Raw genomic sequence first — 18528 nt, forward strand, 5'->3', positions numbered from 1 at the left:
GCGGCCTAGGCTCCTGGGGTGAAATATAAGAGAACGGACATTTTATGCAGCGAACAGCGGCGCGATTTTCACCGCGCCGCCGCCGGGTTTTCACCGGGCCATTCACAGGGCGGAAGTGCAGGCCACGGGGGTTATCCCATACTGTTATGCACAGTTGTGGAAAACTTTGTTATCCACAGGGTAGCAGATGCTTGTGGATAACTTTATATTGGGCCAACGGGTTTATGAGCTGCGGTTTTGGCATTTCCTTCAAGTTGTACTTGAAGGTTATCCACAATTGTCCACAGGGTTTCACGGGCTGTTGACCTTGGTTAGATACCGTTTTACCGCGCCTAGACCACAGGTGTCTAACGGTCTGTCCACAGCTTATGAATGGGCTCAGACATCATCCGCGGGTTGCGCGCCGATGCTGCTGGCAGCCGCCCCGATTTGCCCCGTGAGCTGGGAGAAAAAACAATCTTGTAATTTCGGGTGTACCCGTGTGTCGATTTGGATCGGCGCCTACCTATCACGTAATCTGTCATGGTCTATCGCAGCTAACGCTGTGCGTGAGAGCTCGACTCCCATCTCACCCTTTGGGGGTCGCATTTTTATCTCGCGAATATCAACCAACGCGCAGGGCGTGCCGTACTGGTGTGCCCCTGCTTACAACTTCAAGGAGAATTACCGTGGCAAAGGGCAAGCGGACGTTCCAGCCGAACAACCGTCGTCGTGCTCGTAAGCATGGCTTCCGTACCCGTATGAGCACCCGTGCAGGCCGCGCCATCGTGGCCGCACGCCGCAAGAAGGGCCGCGCAAAGCTGACTGCATAGTCATGCTTCCCGCGCATTTAAAACTCACCTCGCCGACGCAATTTCGTCGGACGATTAAAGGCGGGCAGCGCGCGGGCTCACGCACCCTCGTCGTTCACGTGAACGACACCCCAGCCGAAGTGGCGGCCACCGGCCCCCGCTTCGGCTTGGTCGTATCCAAGGCCGTCGGGAACGCCGTGGTCCGCCACCGCACCGCCCGGCGGCTTCGCCATGTGTGCATGAGCCTTGTGCCCGAGCTTCCCGCCACCCTGGACGTCGTTATCCGGGCCCTGCCCAAGGCTGCCGATGCCCCCTCGGAGCTGCTAGCCCGCGACCTGCGGCGAGCACTCCACAAGGCCGGCGTCCTGTGACGTACTACAACTCCCGGGGTGAGGAGATTCCGCAGGCGCGCGGGGTCGCCACACCGCTGGTGGCCGCGGTGCGCTTCTACCAAAACCACCTGTCTGCCCTTAAGATGGGTTCCACGTGTCGATTCGAGCCCACGTGCAGCGCATATGCGCTCGAGGCTTTGAGCGTCCATGGGGCGTTTAAAGGCCTAGGGCTGGCTCTGGTCAGGATCTGCAAATGTGGGCCCTGGCACCCGGGCGGCTTCGATCCGGTCATCGCAACGCGCCGATCACGCCAACGCGCAAGATAACGAGGAAAGATAATTCGTGCTTAATTTCATCTACTGGCCGATTTCGGCCGTCCTGTGGGCATGGCACTGGCTGCTCAGCCTGGTCATGAACCCTGACTGGGGCATCACGTGGATTCTGTCCATCGTGCTGCTCACGTGGACGATTAAGGCCCTGCTGGTCAAGCCGACCATCAACCAGATTCGGTCCACGCGTCGCATGCAGGAGATTCAGCCCAAGATCCAGGAGCTGAGGACTAAGTATCCCAATGACCAGCAGAAGCAGGCCATGGAGATGCAGAAGATCTACAAGGAGTCCGGCGTGCGCCCCGTCGCCGGCTGTCTGCCCATGCTGGCGCAGATCCCGGTCTTCATTGGTCTGTTCCACGTCCTGCGTTCCTTCGACCGCACGGTGAGCGTAGGCGGTTCCTTTGGCCATGTGGACGAGCCGATGTCAGTGGAGCAGAACGCCAACACGGCGAACTACCTCTTCTCCCCGGAGCTCGTTCAGTCCTTCCTTGATGCGAAGCTCTTTGGCATCCCACTTGTGGCGAACCTGCGCGTCAACTCCCCCATCCTTCAGGACGTCACGACCGCCCAGGTCGCCGTCCTCATCGTGCCGCTCATCGCTATCATTGCGGTGTTCACGCACTTGAACGCCCGCTATACGCTCAACCGTCAGGCCCGCCGCAAGGCGGAGGGCAAGGTCGCAGCCCCCACCGGCCAGAATGCCGAGATGATGGAGATGCAGACCAAGATGATGAACAACATGATGTTGTGGTTCATGCCGGCTACGCTCATTATCTCCGGCGCCATCTGGCCTATCGGCCTGCTGTTCTACATGCTGTCCAACACCGTGTGGACCTTCGGCCAGACCCACCTCGTCTACGCGAAGATGGATGAGGAAGAAGAGGCCGAGCTCCGCGCCAAGGCTGAGGCCAAGCGCACCTCCGCTCCGAAGCCGGGCGCCCGTAAGACGGACAAGCGCACGAAGAAGCAGCGCAAGAACAACAACTAAAATCCTCGCACTCGCGGCACCGCCGGGCTCTCCGCCCCGCGGTGCCGCCTTTGTCTTTCCCCCACCCGCACCGACCTATAGGATCACAGTCATGGACTCCAGCCCTGCTTCCGATGCCCCTCTGAACCCCGCCGCCCTCGATCGTTCCGCCATCTTTGGCGAGCGCCTCCCGCTCGCGGAGAAATACCACGAATCCCTCGCCACGGACGGTCATGTTCGCGGCTTTATGGGTCCGCGCGAAATCCCGCGCCTCTGGGACCGCCATATTCTTAACTGCGCCGTCATTGGCGACGTCATGCCTGAAGGTGCCACCGTCGTCGACGTGGGCTCTGGCGCCGGCCTTCCGGGCATCCCGCTCGCCATCGCGCGCCCGGATCTGAAGATCACGCTCATCGAGCCGTTGCTCAAGCGCTCGACGTACCTCGGCGAAGTCGTCGAGCTCCTCGGCCTCGACAACGTGACAGTCATCCGTGGCCGCGCTGAGGAAGGCCCCATCAAGCGCACCGTCTCCGGCGCCGACATCGTGACCTCGCGCGCCGTAGCACCCCTGGGCAAGCTCGCGAAGTGGTCGCTGCCACTTGTGCGTAAGGGCGGCGAGATGATCGCTATGAAGGGTGATAGCGTGCGCGAGGAGCTCGAGCGCGACGCCGCCGATATTAAGAAGGCAGGCGGTGGAAAAGCCACGGTGGAAAAGGTCCGTGGCACCACCATTATTCGTGTCCCGAGGGTGAAGTAATCTAGTGGGCATGAGTTCTGCACGTTTGATCACGATCGCTAACCAGAAGGGCGGTGTGGGTAAGACCACCTCCGCCGTGAACCTGGCAGCCGCGCTGGCGGCTGACGGGCACAAGGTCTTGGTCATCGATCTGGACCCGCAGGGCAACGCGTCCACGGCGGTGGGCGCCGCGCACGCCTCCGGCACGGATTCTTCCTATGAGGTGCTGCTCGGCGACTGCACGGCGGATGACGCCATGCAGGTGAGCCCCGAGGACTCCAATCTCTTCTGCATCCCGGCCACCATTGACCTGGCCGGCGCGGAGATCGAGATGGTCTCCCTCGTGCGTCGCGAGTTCCGTCTCTACGACGCGCTGGCCAAAGGCTTCCTCGACGAGCACGGCTTTGAATACGTCTTTATCGACTGCCCGCCGTCGTTGGGCTTGCTCACCATCAACGCGATGACGTGCTCGGACGAGGTCATCATCCCCATCCAGTGCGAGTACTACGCGCTGGAAGGCGTGGGCCAGCTACTGGGCAATATCTCGATGATTCGCGAGCACCTTAACCCGGAGCTCCACATCTCAGGCATCCTGCTCACCATGTTCGACGCGCGCACTAAGCTCGCCGAGCAGGTCGCCAACGAGGTCCGCGAGCAGTTCGGTGCCGTCGTCCTGGGCAACGTCATCCCGCGCTCTGTGCGCGTTTCCGAGGCCCCGGGCTTTGGCAAGACCGTCGTACACTATGACCCATCGTCTACGGGCGCGATGGCCTATATCGCAGCCGCACGCGAGCTGCACAAGCGCGGGGATTACCCGCCGCACCCCACCACCGGCGCCATTGGCGTGAGCCCTGAGATTTACGCGGAATTGGAAGGATAAGACATGGAAGAAAAACGTCAAGCTGGGCGTCAGGGCGGACTCGGTAAGGGTCTCGCCGCCCTCATCCCTTCTGGTCCCGGCGCCCCCTCACGCCGCCCGCACCTGGGCGATAGCGCGGCCGACGTCATCCTCGGCGGCCGTCCCCTGGCTTCCGATGCCCCGTCAACTGCCGTTGACGAGGGAAATGGGAAGCGAGTCAAGGGCGCGCCCACTATCGCTCAGTCCGCGAAGGCGGGCGCGGGTGCACGCCGCCGTCAGCCCAAGCCGGCGGCGATCGGAGCGACGTACCGCGAGATTCCCATCGGGGACATCGTTCCCAACCCCAAGCAGCCGCGCACGGTCTTCGAGGAAGGCGAGCTCGAGGAGCTCATCCACTCCATCAAGGAGTTCGGCTTGCTCCAGCCCATTGTCGTCCGTCCCTCGCAGGACGGTGGCTTTGAGCTCATCATGGGTGAGCGCCGCTGGCGCGCGTCCTCCAAGGCGGGCCTGTCCACCATCCCGGCCATCGTCCGTGACACGGAAGACGGCTCCATGCTGCGTGACGCGCTGCTGGAGAACATCCACCGTGTGCAGCTCAACCCGCTGGAAGAGGCGCACGCCTATGCGCAGCTGCTCGAGGAATTCGGTGTCACGCAGAACGAGCTCGCAGACCGTATCGGTCGTTCGCGCCCGCAGGTGACGAACACGCTGCGCTTGCTCAAGCTCCCGGTCGACGTCCAGAAGCGCGTCGCCGCTGGCGTCCTGTCCCATGGCCATGCGCGTGCGCTGCTCGGCCTCGACGACCCAGAAGCCATGAATGAGCTCGCCGCCCGCGTCGTTTCCGAGGGCCTGTCCGTCCGCGCGACGGAGGAAGCTGTCACCCTGTACAAGCGCGACGGCAAGCCGGCTCCTAAGAAGTCCGCGCCTACGCCCACCCCGCAGTTCTTCACCGACTCAGCGGAGCGCCTCGCTGACCGCTTCGACACCAAGGTCACGGTGACCATGGGTAAGCGCAAGGGCAAAATGGTCGTGGAATTCGGCGACCAGGAGGATTTCGAGCGCATCCTCGCCATCCTCGAGGGCGGCAAGTAGGACGCCTCCATGCTCGTCGAGTCAGTGACCGAGGCCCGTACCTTGCACGCGCTCGCAGCACGCAGCGTGTTCTGGGAGTGCGCGGAGCCCGTCGCTGATCCGGCCTTTGAGAAGGAAGCATGGATCACCACCACGTCGCTGAGCTTCGGGGACTGCGGTTTTACCGTCGGCGATGAAGCCACGGTCTTCTTCTGCCCGCCGGATCTCGCTCCTGGCGCCGCGCAGCTGCCCACCGCGCCCGTCTCCCCCGATGCAGCGCTCGTGAGTTCCCTGTTCATCAAGCAGTCTCGTGCCTTAAGCGAGCTCTCGGCTGTCCTCCTCGACGCCTCGATCATGAACCTCACGTCCCGCGAGTTCCCCGCGGTCGAGGTCTTCGGCTATCGTGACCACCGCGCGGCGCAGGAACTGCTCGGCCGCAAGCCTGGGCGCATCGGTTTAGTCCCTATCGAAGTCCTTGAGTCCGCCGGCTTCAAAGTCACAGAAGACCACCCCGCCATCCCGCGTCTGCGCCTCGAGCTGCCGCCCGCCTTCGACCTTCTCACGGCCGCGGCGGTCGACGATATGCTTGCTCGCGCCCTCGCATAGTGCCCGCGCGCCGTAGGTGGCCATACCGAAAAGGCCATAGCCCCAGTTCGCGCTCGCAGAGCGAAAATACGCGACCTGGGACTATGGCCAGTTGGCTATGACCAACTACGGGAGCTAGGACCGCTCCGCGCGGAGCAGCTCAGAGAACTGGTACGTGCCGGTGACGGCGGTATCATCCTCGAGCATGTAGAGGCGCTTGACGGCGACCACGATGGCCTCGGCGATCTCATCGCGGCGGTGGGGGTCGGTCAGCACCTTCACGTCGCCGGGGTTGGAAAGGTAGCCCAGAACAATCTGGACCACGGGCATCTGCGTGAGCCGCAGGATTTCCCACGTGCGGCCGTGGTTGGACAGGTTGGTCAGCGGCGTGCGCGCGGTGATTTCGCGCTGGATGTAGCTCGACAGCGTCTCGCCGATAAGGGAGGAGTTGCCGGACTCGGAGCCGAAGTAAAAGCTTGCTACGCCGTTGGCTTTCTCGTTGGGGTACGAGTCGCAGGCCAGCGAGATAATGAGGTCTGCACCGAAGGCGTTGGCCATCGCGGAACGAGACTTCACCGTGGGGTCGTCGAGACGCGGGCGGGAGATAATAGTCTCCATGCCGGCGGCAATCATGCGGCCCTCGAGGCGCTGCGCCAGGTCCCAGAGGAGCTCTTCTTCGGTGATCTCGCCAAAGCGGCCCTTGACGGTCTGGCCTTTGTTGGCGCCGCCGAGCGCGGGGTCGATGACCACGCGCTTGCCGGCGAGCTTGGGGCCGGCGTTGCGGACGCGTTCGCGTTCCTGAACGTTGTGGGCTGAGCCCGTGGTAATGCGGCGGCCCAGGAGGCTCAGCGCGCGGATGGTGGCAGGACCACACACGCCGTCGTTCTGAAGGCCAGCGTTGAGTTGGTACTCGACGAGGGCGGCGTGGGTGTTACGGCCAAAGAGTCCGTCAATGCGGTTGCGGTAAAAACCGAGCTCTTGGAGCTGCTGCTGCAGCTGGGAGACGTCGTCGCCCATGAGCTCGTTGCCGGGCTGGAAGCTCAAGACACGGGCACCGAGGCTGTACGACGCCTGGCGCAGCTCGCGCAGCGTAGGTTCATCGATGGTGCCCGAGGGCACGATGCCGCGGGACTGCTGGAAGGCCTTGAGGGCCTCGGAAAGCCCGTCGTCGAAGAACTTATCCTGCTCGGAGAACTTCTGCTTCTTCCAGTCGGCGACGTCGCCGCTGTAACCAGAGTTCAATCCCAGCCGGGCCAGGGTGGCGCGGGCCTCGGCGACGCGCGCACTCCGGTCGCCCACGTGATAGACGCGGTCCAACTTCCAAACCCCTTTCTTTTACTCAAACCTCAACAGTTCACAACAGTATCAGTTAGACGGCCTTCTGAATCTTTGCCACGATGGCGTTCTTCGGCTGAAGTCCAACGAATTCGTCGACCTTTTCGCCGTTGCGGAAAATGAGCACGGACGGGATGGACATGATCTGGAACATGCCGCCCAGGGTGCGCTCCTCATCGACGTTGACCTTGACGATCTCGGCCTCGTCACCCAGCTCACCAGCGATTTCGTCGAGCAACGGGGACAGCTTCTTGCACGGGCCACACCACTCGGCCCAGAAGTCAACGACAACGGGCTTGTTGGCGGATGCCTCGACGACGTCGGTGCGGAAGGATTGCGTGGTGACGTTCCTCACGGTGGACATGGGTGCTCTCCTTAGGAAAATGGAAGGTGATTAGGCCCGATCAGCCAGGTAATGTTCAGCGTCGATGGCGGCGCGGCAGCCGGAACCAGCGGCGGTGATGGCCTGCTGGTAGTGGTCGTCGACCAAGTCGCCGCAGGCGAAGACGCCCGGGATACTGGTCGCGGTGCCCGGCTGGTTGACGACAACGTAGCCCTCAGGGTTGAGTTCCACCTGGCCGTCGAGGAATGCGGAGCGCGGGTCGTGGCCGATGGCAACGAACATGGCGGTGACGTCGAGCTGTGAGGTCTCACCGGTGATGGTGTCCTTGAGCTCGAGGCCAGCAACCTTGCCGTCGCCTTCGAGGACGCGTTCCACTGTCTTATTCGTTGCCCACTTGATCTGCGGATTGGCCCTCGCGCGCTCGAGCATGATCTTCGAGGCGCGGAACTCCTCGCGGCGGTGAATAATAGTCACGGTCTCGGCGAACTTGGTGAGGAAGGTGGCTTCCTCCATGGCGGAGTCGCCGCCGCCCACGACTGCGATGTTGTGGCCCTTGAAGAAGAAGCCGTCGCAGGTCGCGCAGGCGGAGACACCACGGCCGGAGAGCTCGGCCTCGCCCGGAATGCCCAGGTAACGCGGTGCGGCGCCAGTGGCGAGGATGACGGTGCGGGCCTGGAAGACATCGTCGCCCACGTGGACGCGCTTGATATCGCCCTCGAGCTCGACGGAGTCGACGAGGTCCATGCGCAGGTCAGCACCAAAACGGATGGCTTGGGCGCGCATCTCTTCCATGAGCTCAGGGCCCATGATGCCCTTCTGGAAGCCGGGGTAGTTCTCCACCTCGGTGGTGTTCATGAGCTCGCCGCCGTACTCGTAACCCTCGAAGACGATGGGCTTGAGCTCGGCGCGGGCTGCGTAGAGAGCTGCGGTGTAGCCGGCAGGGCCGGAGCCGACGACGATGACGTCGTGGATGGCGTCTGCAGACGGGGTCTCGGTCGCTTCCGGCTCGGCGGTCGTATCGCCGAGGTTGATGAGGCCGGGGTTGTTCGCACCGGGGATGGTCACTGCACGTCTCCTTTATAAGTTATGTCGTTGCATGACTCTTAACGCCATGATCCTACTCGGAGATTCCCGTACCCAGGAAACCCAGCACGTACGTGTTGACGTGCTGTTGTTGAACTGTGACCAACCTAGAAGGACCAACCGGGACGAATCAGTCCGCCATGACGGATCGCAGTGTCTCCTTGGCGCGCGCCCGGCGGGACTTGATGGTCCCGGTGCGCACTCCCTGCGCCGCGGCGGCATCGGCAAGCGAGAGCCCTTCGATTTCCGTGAGATAGAGTGCCACGCGCTGCGCCTCCCCTAGCCGAGCGAGCGCCTCGCGGACCATGAGCTGGGTGTCGAGCGCATGCTCGTAGGCGAGCGCCGGATTGCGGTCCGGATCGAAGCCCCCGGTATCGAGAGAGGGATTCTCGCGGTTAGCGCGATGGTTGAGGAAATCGAAGCCAGCATTCATGACAAGACGGTGCAACCAGGTGCCCAGTTGCGCGTCCCCGCGGTAGCGCTCGAGCGCAGTGGAGGCCTTGAGGAACGCCTCCTGGACAATGTCCTGGGCGTCCGTGTCATTGTGCGTGTACTTCCGCGCGACGTACGTGAGCCGCTGGCGGTGCCGGTGAAAGATGTGCCCGAAGGCCTTGTCATCGCCCTCGAGGAAGGCCTCGATGAGCTGGTCGTCTGATAGTTCTGGCGTGGATTCTTGGTGCGACATGAAGTCAACCCCCCGATTGAAACTGGATGTGTAATCCATTCCAACCGAGGGGTTGTGACGGCGCCACCGGGAGACTGCACACTATATGTGGCACCCAAAAGATACTGTCTCTATGCAGGAATTATGCCTTACTGGGCGTGAGAATTTTTCACGCGGAGCGTCCTTGCAAGGCCATCTTGGCACTCGAGGAGCACGCGGCGCAGCGCGCCCGGGATGTCGCCGGCGAGCACCTTATCGGTGCGCTCGAGCGTCTCCGGTGTCTCCGGGTAGAGCCCGCGGACCAGGCGGTTGCCGATCTCGATGGGGTGCTCGGCCCACAGCGCATCGAGTACCTCGAAGAACTCACCCGCGAACGCGTCGCGGTCCCCGTGCGGGGCGTGGAAAGCGTCGATGAGCGCGTCGACCTGCGCATTCGAGTGCTTGCCGGGCTCGCGCACGAGGTCGAAAGCCGCACGCTTGCGCTCGGGGAACGCGTGACGCGCGCCGAGGTGCGCCGCAACGCCCGTGAGCGTGTTGTCGCGCTCAAGCTCGGCGTCGAGCTCCGCATCCGTCGTGGCGTCGCGCGCGGCGAGCGCCGCGAAGACCGCCCAGCGCACGTCCGGGTCGAGCCGGAGCTTGCCGATGCCCCCATTGAGCACCGTGCGCAGGCGTTCCGCGCCGGAGGCGTCCGGGGTGGCACCGAGCGCCGTGATGGCCGCGCGGGCGAGGATGAGCTGGGCATCGGAGCCCGGCTCGGCGGCCTGGAGCAGATCCCACAGGGCGTCCGCAAAGTGCGCGCGGTCTGCGTCCGTGTCGAGGTAGTGTGCGACCGCGTACTGCGCGTTGGCGAAAGCGGTGGTCATGAGCCCCGGGTCGGTCTCGGCCGCGGCGTGGTCGAGAACCGTACCCACGTATTCGCGGGCTGGCCACTCACCGTCGCGCGTAGCCTGCCACAGGGCAGTCCACACGACGGCGCGCGTGAGCTCGTCCTCGATCTTCGACAGCTGCTTTCGCAGGATACCGAGTGACTGTTCATCGAAGCGGACCTTGGCATACGTGTGGTCGCCGTCGTTGAGCACCACGAGCGGGCCCGCCGCCGTGCCGACCTCCGTGCGCGGTTCGCCTGTCAGGTCTACGTCGCGGGACTCCACCAGCTCGAGTCCTGCCGAGTAGAAGGAGACGGTGAGACGGTGCGGGCGGAGGGTATCGGCAGCCTCCGCGTCGATGTAGAGCGTGCCGTCCTCGATGACCGGGGTGAGCGTGTCCGGACCGGAGGTGCGCAGCCATGCGTCCGCCCAGGCGTCGAGGTCGCGGTCCGTGTGCTTCTTCAATGCCTCGAGCAAGTCCTCGAAGGTCGCGGCGCTAAACGCGTGCTTCTGGAAGTAGTCGCGCGCGCCGGCGTAGAAGTTCTCGCGGCCGATGTAGTGGACGAGCTGCTTGAGGACTGCCGCACCCTTGGCATAGGTGATGCCGTCAAAGCTCTGGCGCGCGGCGTCGACGTCCGGGATCTCGGCCTTGATGGGGTGCGTTGTGGGCAGCTGGTCTTGCGTGTACGCCCAGTTCTTACGCGTGCCGGCGAATGCCGTCCACGCCTCCTGGTACTCCGTGGCGTGGATCGAGGCGTCGGCGCCCATGAACTCCGCGAAGGATTCCTTGAGCCACAGATCGTCCCACCAGCGCGGCGTGACCAGATCGCCGAACCACATGTGGCTCATCTCGTGGAGGATGGTGTTTGCGCGGCCCGTGCGCTGCGGACGCGTGGCGTGGGAGCGGAAGAGGTAGCGTTCCGTGAAGGTCACCAGGCCCGGGTTCTCCATCGCGCCGAGGTTGTATTCCGGAACGAAGATGGAGTCGTACTTGCCCCACGGGTACGGGTAGCCGTAGTTCTCGTGGAAGAAGTCCATGCCCTGCGCGGTGAGCTCGAGGATTTCGTCGTCGAGGTACTCCGCCATGGACGCGCGTGCCCAGGCGCCGAGCTCCGAGGTCACCGCGCCGTCCTGGGACGTCCACGTCTTGTGCTTCGATACGTACGGACCTGCGGCAAACGATGTGAGGTACGTCGACAGCTTGGGCGTGGGCGCGAAGTCGACGGTGACCGCGCCATCATGCTCAGCGCGGGTCATCTCCGGCTGATTGGAGAGCATGGCCCAGCCGGCCGGCGCCACCATCGTCGTGTGGAAGACGGCCTTGAGGTCCGGTTGATCAATGCACGGGAAGATACGCCGGGCATCGGAAGGCTCGAGGTGGGAGTAGAGGTAGACGTTGCCGTCCGCGGTGTCCTCCATGCGGTGTAGGCCTTGGCCCGTGCGCGAGTACGCGGAGGTACCAGCGATCTCCACGGTGACCTCCTCCCCTACCGGCACGCCGGTGAGGTAGATGCGCGCGCCATCGAAGCCGCCGTCCACGGCCTTCCCGTTGACGAGAACCTCCTCGACGGAGTTGCCCAGGTAATCCACGAAGAACTCCGGATCGCTGGTCACGAGCCGGATGGTGGAACGGACGTTAAACTCGCTGGCCTGCGCGGCCTGGCTGAGGTCGAGGTGCAGGTTGTAGCTGTGAATGTCGAGCGCGGCGGTGTGGGCCGCGGCCTCTGTCTGGGAGAGGTTGCCGGTGGTGCGTGCAGTAGTCATGGTGCCATCTTATTAGCGCCACCGACCTGCGTCCCGAGATCCAGTCTCCTGTCCGAGTTGTTTCAAACAACTCCCCAACAACTAGCGTCGCTATTTTCGTTACCGCACGCCATAATCGGCGTAAAAGTGCTGGTCAAGGGAAAATGTAGTAGTTGAAAGTTGTTTATGGGTTGTTTGTTGCTCTTAGCTGGCTTGGATCCAGCGGGTTGCGGGACCGCGCTGGGGGCCGCTGGGGTCGACGCGCGCCTCGCCTACTGTGCGCAGGTGGCGCAGGATATCGGTGACGGTGTGGCGGTCGATTCCTAATTCGTCTGCAACTTCGCGCGTGGTGAGCGATGCTCCAGCGCGAAGCTGTGTCTGGATCCAATCCTGAACGGTGGTTGACGTGATGTGTGAACCATCTTCCAGCCCCATCGCCTCGCGTGCCGCGCCAGATAGCACCCATTCAGGTGCGCTGCGTAAGGGCTCGAGAAACCCAAGTCCGACGTACCACTCGAGGTTATCGAGGGTTTGGGGCTCGCCCAGCTGCAGGAGTTTCGCTGCGGTATGAAGGAGCAGAATCTTGTTATCCATGAAGTGTCGTGCGAGCAGTAGCCCGTTGACGCTCGTGAAGGCTTCAGCGTCGAAGCGCTCGCGGAGTGCTACGAGTGCATGGATGAATGCGGCATCGACGCTACCTGAAGAGAGCGTAACTTCAACGAAGTTCTCCTCTGCATGCACCGTGGGGACGCGGCGACCAGTTCCCAACATGGAGATCCACATGCGGTCAAAGCCGCGTGAGGACTCCTCTGTCAGTCCCAGCATGCGCAGTGCGTTCATGAGCCGCGGGTTGCGTGGCACGGACTGCGTCGTTAAGACGCGCTCGGTCGTCACTCCGACGGGGAAACCTCCGGGAGACCACACCGTGAAAGAGATGGGCGACTGGTCGACCACGACTGCTGCGGCGGCATCCCAGTCACGGTGTGCGAGCGCATTGGAAATGAGCTCGTCTACTGCGCGTTCTGGGAAGGCTGGGATAGCAACCTCTTGACCGTTGCTGAGATCGACGCGGGCAACTTCGCGTGCGGCATTGAGAGCTACCAGGTCCTTGAGCCGCAGATAAGTGGTCACTAAGGGTGCGGAGAGTTCCGTTGTCGTTGGCTCGCCGCTCGGAGTTGTACGCAGGAGATGTCGTACGGTGACTCGTCCATGCGGGGGCTTCATGAAGAGTATTTCAGCGGCAAAAGTGGGGGTGCCGTCATCAGTGAGGAGTGCGAGATCGATGAGAAGCTCGCTGGCCGTGCGCGGTCCCGGTTCCTCGCGTCCTTGTGAGGTGCGCTTCTGTGCGAGGAGGTGAAGTGCCTGGTCGATGGCTGTGGGGTCGAGCTCGCTCATGGTGCGCAGGGACGGTGCTGCGATGAAATCAGGGTTTGCACGGTCGAGATAGATCTTGTGGCGTTGCGCCTCAGTCAGTGGCTCGCACGACGTACCCACGCGGATGCTGGCTTGTCCTTTGGGTCGGTGATAGAGAGTAATTCCTGCTGGTACGCGCAGTGCGATGAGTCGCACGCCGTTGAAATCAAGCGCCTCACCTTCGACTCGGATGTTGGGACGAGTGCCGTCGAAGATCTTGGTTTCGAGCCACGTGATGTCACGATGAGTTCCTGTGAATGCCGAGGGACCGGACTTTTTATCCGAAACACCGAGCACGATGTACGCCGTTCCGCCGTCGGCATTGGAGAAACAGATGGTTTCGTCGATGAGGAACTCGATGAGGTGTGCATCAGGATTCCGTGCTTGTGCGTGGACAGCGGGATCTTCCTTGAAGTCGAGCGTCGGGGACTCTTGCGAGTCGCCTGTTGCGCCGTCGTAGATGGCGCGCAGCGCCTCCATAATGGCGTTGAGTTCGTCTTCCTTCATGCCGTTATTCTACTAGTTGTTTCAAACAACTCTGCAACAACTTTTCGGGTCCTCGTGCACACTTTTTGCATCTTCGGCAGTAAAAGAGCAGGTCAAAGAAAGAATATAGTAGTTGAAAGTTGTTTATTAGTTGTTGTGGGTGGGTGGAGTTGTGTGTGGGTAATACGAAAAACGCCGTATCCCGCCTCGCGAGGACACGGGATACGGCGTCAGGAAGGAAAGGGGCGATTGGGCGCGCCCCAGCGCCGGATTTCTGAAGAACTACTGCTTGATGGCAGAGACCTCGAGGACGATCTTGATTTCTTCGGACACTAGGACGCCGCCGGTCTTCAGCGGAGCGTTGAAGTCGATGCCGTAGTCGAGACGGTTGATCTTCGTGGTGGCCTCGAAGCCGAAGCGGGTGTTGCCGAACGGATCCTCGGCGACGCCCGCATCCTCAACCTTGAGGGTGACCGGCTTGGTGGTGCCCTTGATGGTGAGCTCGCCCTCGACGGTGCCCTCGCCGGACTCGTCAACGTTGAACGTGGTGGCCTTGAAGGTCAGCTCCGGGTACTGCTCAACGGCGAAGAAGTCGTCGCCCTTGACGTGGCCGTCGCGGTCCTCATTGCCGGTGCTAATGGAAGCGGTCTTGATGGTGACGTCTGCAGAGGACTCGTTGATGTTCTCGGCAACGTTAATGGTGCCCTCGAACTCTTCGAACTTGCCGCGGGCCTTGGTGACCATGGCGTGGCGAGCGATAAAGCCGATGTTGGTGTGGGCCGGATCCAGGGTGTAGGTGCCTGCGTTAACAGTCATGATTGTTTCTCTTTGATATAAGTAATCAGTTCGTTTGTTGATGTATCACTCATAGTACCCCAATGACTTCAAGCTTCAAGTCATTTTCTTTTACTATGTGCGAAAACGCATCACCACCTGCAAGGATCCGGTGAATATATTTCCTAAATTTCCGTCGCGGCGGCTGCGTTTCGGCACCCGCAACGCGCTCGTAGGTACGGGCCTGCGCGACAAGGTGGCCATCGGTGCCTCCGGCAAGATTGCTGGCGGCGCGGACGTCGTGCGCCGCATCGCGCTCGGCGCGGACTTCACGAACTCCGCGCGCGGCATGATGATGGCCACCGGCTGCGTCCAGGCACAGAAGTGCAATACCAACATGTGCCCGAGCGGTGTGGCGACCCAGAATCCGTGGCTTGCCCGCGGCGTTGACGTGGACGACAAGGGCCAGCGCGTGGCGAACTACCACAACGGTGTGGTGCGCTCCGCCAAGCGCATCCTCGCCTCCATGGGCCTGTCCTCCTTCCAGGACTTGGGTCCCGAGCATGTCTTCCACCGCGTGGACCCCGCGCATGCGACGTCCTACGGCGAGCTCTATGACTGGCTCGAGCCGGGCGCCCTGCTTACCGGTGAGGTCTCCGAGCGCTGGCAGCGCATCTGGGAGTGTGCCGACGCCACCGCCTTTACCGCCCTGCACCGCAAGCACCCGCGCGCAACCAACTAAGCCACCACATCCCAGAAAACGCAGAAAGCGCACTCCGCATGGAGTGCGCTTTTGTATGTGCCCGGATGTACGTTCCGGACATATAGGGCTTTCGTGGCTCTGGGCGGAGAGCCACTATATGTCCGGAAGGGATATGTGTGGGTCCGCCGGAGGAATTACGGTCGGCCAGTGACGAGGACGTCAGTGAGCGTCACCTTGTCTGCCTTGGGCAGGGAGTCGAACCAGATGAGGACGCCGTCGAATTTTTCCGGCAGCTCGTCCAGATCGACGTGGTCCTTGGCGGACTTGAGCTTGCCGCTGGCGAGCTCGGTGAGTTCCTTCGAGTCAGCATCGAGCGACGCGGGGTCCGGGGTGCCCGTGACGCCGAAGACGCGGTACTCGGCGCCCGTGGACTTGGACTGGGAGAAGACCACGTCGCGCAGCTGGGAGGGCTGGGACAACTCGAGGAGCACCCCGGTATCGGCCTTGGGCGTCGTCCACGTCGTCTTCGAGGAGTCATCGGTGAGCGCGGTCGTCTCCTTGCCAGAGGCCACGTCTACGGCGCCAGCTGGCGTGAGCACGAGCGCGGGGCCGGACACAGCGGTCGTCGTGGGTGCAGAGAGCGTGACAGGAGTCTCGGGCTCGTCGCCGCCGATGAGCGAGATGATCCATACGGTGAGCGCAGCCATGCCCACCACGAAGGCGGTCGCCAGCGTGCCGAGGAGGAAGACGCCGGAGCGTGAGTAGCCGCGGGAGCCGAAGCCCGGTTCCTCGTCTTCGACGATGATCTCAGGCTCGGAGATGGGCAGCGGCTCTTCCTCCGGAGCATCCTCCGCGTCGCCTCCTAATTCGCGGAGCTGGTCCGCGATGAGCGCGAGCGGTGCCTCAGACTCGCCCAAATCAATGAGCGCCTGCGGGGCCGGGCTGGCGGCATGCGCGAGAGTGGAAATCGCGGACGTGAGCGCCGCGTGGTCGGATTCCTCCGACGCGTTATTCAGCACGCCTGGGAAGGCAAGGCGGACCACGCCATCCGTGGCGACGCGGAAGCGCGCGCGATTGTCCACGCCGTAGGCAAGACCGGCGGCGTGGGCCGCGGCGGCATCGGCAAGCACGGGTGCGAGCGCGTGAGCCACGGCGCGGGAGTCGAGGTTGCCGGCCTCGGCGACGGCCTTGAGCTCGGTGCCCTCGATCCAGTCCGCAACCACGAGTCCGCCGTTGCGGTAGGACAGGATTTCAATATTGTCCGCGACGGTGGGCAGGCTCATCTCCGCGAGCTTGCGCGTGGAGCGCGCGACCTCGGCGGAGCGTTTGGCCACCTCGGCCGGGGTGGCCGCTGCCAGCGGCGCGCGGTTCGTGGTGTCGACGAAGGTGAGCGCGACCATGCGGCCGGTCTCTTGTTCGCGAGCCTGCCAGAAGCGCGCGCCCGGCACGGAGCCGTGCTCCTTGAGGAGGCGGAAGCGGCCGTCAGAGACCGGGGCACCCGGCACGAGGGCGGGGCCACGGACGATACCGGCGGACATCGGCGGCGGGACCGGCGAGGAGTTGAAGGCGTCGAAGGCGACGAGCGGCTGGATTTCCGCCTGCTCGGGTTGCTCGACCTGAATACCGGCGTCCGGCTTGATGTTGATGAAGCGGCTCATGCCCGGGACGCGCTGGAGCGCGCGGCCCAGGTTGAGGACCTCCGGCAGGCCGGAGCGGGACAAGACGAGGCCGGTGACGATGAGGAAGACGATGCCGGACAGGCTCACGCGCACGAGGATGAAGAGGCTGGGGACCTCGGGGATGACAAAGTCCAGGAGCCAGTTGAAGGCGAGAGCGACGAGCAGGCCCACGACGCCCGCGCCGGCGGACCACACGGTAGTACTCGTGACTTCGCGCCCGCCCAGCGAGCCCAAGTGTCTCTTGAGAAGGAACGCGCCGATGACGGCGCCGGCGACGAAGCCAAAGCCGTTGGCGGTACCGAGGAGGACGACCACGTTGTCCGGAGAGCTCGCCACGCGCACGGCGAGCAGGGAGAGAACGACCTTGCTAATGGTGATGCCCGCGATGATGAAGGTCGGCGTCCAGGCTTCCTCGCGGGCATAGAAGACGCGCAGGTGGAGTAGGACGAGGGCGTACGGGATGAGCGTGAACGCGGAGAAGGACAGCGTGAGACCGAGGATTTCGGCCTCGTCCATGGTGAAGCGGCCGTAGCCGAAGAGTCCTTGAGCGATGGGCACGCCGAAGCCGGTAAAGAAGACGACGATAGGGATAAGCGCAATGAAGGTGAGCTTCGTGCCCAGCGTGAGGTCGCGGACCACGGCGTCCGAGTCGCCGTCCGCGGCGTTGCGGGACAGGCGCGGCATAATCGCCGTGAGGAGGGTGACGCCGATGACGCCGTAGGGCACCTGGAGCAGCAGCCAGTGGTTCTGGTAGATGACGTTCGCGGCTTCAGAGGAGATGGACGCGATCTGTGAGGTCACGACGTAGCCGGCCTGGGAAATGGCGACGTACGCGATAATCGCGATGGCCATGGAGCCGAACTGCTTGAGGCGGGCGTCGATGCCCCACAGGGGTGTGAGGTTAATGCCCGCGCGGTGCAGGTACGGAACAAGGATGAGGCACTGGATCACGACGCCAGCCGTGGTGCCGAGGCCAAGGAGCAGGATGTGCGGGTCCGTGACTGGCGAGGGCGCGGCGGGGTTGAGCTCGCCAGGCAGGAACCAGTACGCCAGGAGCACCGCGATGGAAATGACGTTGTTGATGACCGGGGCCCACGCGCCGGGCGCAAAGATATTCTTCGTATTGAGGATGGCCTGGAAGAGAGCGAACAGGCCGTAGAAGAAGATCTGTGGGAGCAGCAGATACGCCATGGACGTTGCTTGGTCGACGTTGACCATGCCGTCCGATTTGATCATCATGCGCGTGAGTAGCGGCGCGCCCACGACGGAGAGGATGGTCACCACGCCGAGGAGCGAGGCGGCGAGCGTGAATAATCGTCGCACGAATTCCTCACCGCGGTCGGGGTCTTCCTTCTCCGCGCGTACAAGGACCGGGACGACGAGCGAGGTGAGCACCGCACCGAGGACGATCTCGGTGACGAGGTTCGGAATCTGGTTCGCCGTCTGGAACGCGGATGCGATGGCCGCGCCCAGCGTCGAGGAAATGAGCACGGTGCGCAGGAAGCCCGTGATGCGCGAGATGAGCGTCGCGATGGCCATGGAGCCGCCGGCGCGGACGACGTCGGCGTCAGAGGTGCCTTCTGAATTTTCGGCAGACGCTCCAGCGGATGCCGGCACGTAGTTTTCGCCCTGGAGGTGCGACTTGTCCGGCTCGGCGGGCGTGGGCTCGGGCTCAGGTTGGGCGCGTGGCACCGGCACGGGCGCCGGCGGAGTGGGTTGGACAATGCGCGAACGCAAGCCAGCGGGTTCTTGAGATGTCATAAAGA

The 18528-nt window shown here is 63.2% G+C and carries 17 protein-coding genes; 9 read left to right on the plus strand and 8 right to left on the minus strand.

All coding sequences use genetic code 11. The features are described 5' to 3' along the window. Positions 1-668: 668 nt before the first annotated feature. The 8 genes from rpmH to HMPREF2559_RS10545 all read left to right on the plus strand — a co-directional run bounded on the left by rpmH (position 669) and on the right by HMPREF2559_RS10545 (position 5694). Complete coding sequence (gene rpmH, locus HMPREF2559_RS10515) at positions 669-812, plus strand: 50S ribosomal protein L34 (RefSeq protein ID WP_003847033.1); 144 nt, start codon at positions 669-671, stop codon at positions 810-812. A gap of 2 nt (positions 813-814) precedes the next feature. Beyond that, entirely contained in the window at positions 815-1162 is a 348-nt protein-coding gene (rnpA, locus tag HMPREF2559_RS10520) for a ribonuclease P protein component (RefSeq protein ID WP_066492732.1), read from the plus strand. Then, positions 1159-1449: a membrane protein insertion efficiency factor YidD gene (gene yidD, locus HMPREF2559_RS12540; protein ID WP_231725161.1), complete on the plus strand. Its 291-nt coding sequence runs from the start codon at positions 1159-1161 to the stop codon at positions 1447-1449. The genes rnpA and yidD overlap by 4 nt, the downstream gene beginning before the upstream one ends. A 16-nt stretch (positions 1450-1465) precedes the next feature. Beyond that, entirely contained in the window at positions 1466-2443 is a 978-nt protein-coding gene (gene yidC / locus HMPREF2559_RS10525) for a membrane protein insertase YidC (protein WP_066492730.1), read from the plus strand. A gap of 91 nt (positions 2444-2534) precedes the next feature. Next, complete coding sequence (gene rsmG / locus HMPREF2559_RS10530) at positions 2535-3179, plus strand: 16S rRNA (guanine(527)-N(7))-methyltransferase RsmG (protein ID WP_066492726.1); 645 nt, start codon at positions 2535-2537, stop codon at positions 3177-3179. A 10-nt stretch (positions 3180-3189) separates the two neighbouring features. Beyond that, on the plus strand, positions 3190-4038 hold the full coding sequence (locus HMPREF2559_RS10535) for a ParA family protein (RefSeq protein WP_066492724.1): 849 nt from the start codon (positions 3190-3192) through the stop codon (positions 4036-4038). Between the two features lie 3 nt (positions 4039-4041). Next, positions 4042-5109 carry a ParB/RepB/Spo0J family partition protein gene (locus HMPREF2559_RS10540; RefSeq protein ID WP_066492722.1) on the plus strand — a complete coding sequence of 356 codons (1068 nt, stop codon included), beginning with the start codon at positions 4042-4044 and terminating at the stop codon, positions 5107-5109. Positions 5110-5118: 9 nt separating this feature from the next. Beyond that, a complete protein-coding gene (locus HMPREF2559_RS10545; protein ID WP_066512582.1) occupies positions 5119-5694 on the plus strand; it encodes a hypothetical protein in 576 nt (191 codons plus the stop codon). A gap of 114 nt (positions 5695-5808) precedes the next feature. On the opposite strand, the gene HMPREF2559_RS10550 is transcribed toward HMPREF2559_RS10545, so the two are convergent. From HMPREF2559_RS10550 to HMPREF2559_RS10580, 7 genes are all read right to left on the minus strand, one after another. Beyond that, entirely contained in the window at positions 5809-6990 is a 1182-nt protein-coding gene (locus HMPREF2559_RS10550) for an N-acetylmuramoyl-L-alanine amidase (protein WP_066492717.1), read from the minus strand. Positions 6991-7042: 52 nt separating this feature from the next. Further along, positions 7043-7372, minus strand: coding sequence for a thioredoxin (trxA, locus tag HMPREF2559_RS10555; protein WP_070540660.1), 330 nt, complete (start codon positions 7370-7372; stop codon positions 7043-7045). A 30-nt stretch (positions 7373-7402) separates the two neighbouring features. Next, positions 7403-8323: a thioredoxin-disulfide reductase gene (gene trxB / locus HMPREF2559_RS10560; RefSeq protein ID WP_066512612.1), complete on the minus strand. Its 921-nt coding sequence runs from the start codon at positions 8321-8323 to the stop codon at positions 7403-7405. A gap of 241 nt (positions 8324-8564) precedes the next feature. Further along, a complete protein-coding gene (locus HMPREF2559_RS10565; RefSeq protein ID WP_070540662.1) occupies positions 8565-9119 on the minus strand; it encodes an RNA polymerase sigma factor in 555 nt (184 codons plus the stop codon). 128 nt (positions 9120-9247) lie between these two features. Beyond that, positions 9248-11728, minus strand: coding sequence for an aminopeptidase N (gene pepN, locus HMPREF2559_RS10570; protein ID WP_070540664.1), 2481 nt, complete (start codon positions 11726-11728; stop codon positions 9248-9250). Positions 11729-11911: 183 nt separating this feature from the next. Next, positions 11912-13627, minus strand: coding sequence for an RNA-binding domain-containing protein (locus tag HMPREF2559_RS10575; protein WP_070540667.1), 1716 nt, complete (start codon positions 13625-13627; stop codon positions 11912-11914). Between the two features lie 261 nt (positions 13628-13888). Further along, on the minus strand, positions 13889-14422 hold the full coding sequence (locus HMPREF2559_RS10580) for a YceI family protein (RefSeq protein ID WP_066492710.1): 534 nt from the start codon (positions 14420-14422) through the stop codon (positions 13889-13891). Positions 14423-14552: 130 nt separating this feature from the next. On the opposite strand from HMPREF2559_RS10580, the gene HMPREF2559_RS10585 reads away from it, so the two are divergent. Next, on the plus strand, positions 14553-15122 hold the full coding sequence (locus HMPREF2559_RS10585) for a glutamate synthase-related protein (protein WP_066492706.1): 570 nt from the start codon (positions 14553-14555) through the stop codon (positions 15120-15122). A 155-nt stretch (positions 15123-15277) separates the two neighbouring features. Here the strand turns inward: HMPREF2559_RS10585 and HMPREF2559_RS10590 are convergent, their stop codons facing one another. Next, a complete protein-coding gene (locus HMPREF2559_RS10590) occupies positions 15278-18523 on the minus strand; it encodes a murein biosynthesis integral membrane protein MurJ (protein ID WP_066492705.1) in 3246 nt (1081 codons plus the stop codon). Positions 18524-18528: the final 5 nt, after the last annotated feature.

It is taken from the genome of Corynebacterium sp. HMSC072G08, from assembly GCF_001809185.1.
Classification (GTDB): Bacteria; Actinomycetota; Actinomycetes; order Mycobacteriales; family Mycobacteriaceae; genus Corynebacterium; species Corynebacterium phoceense.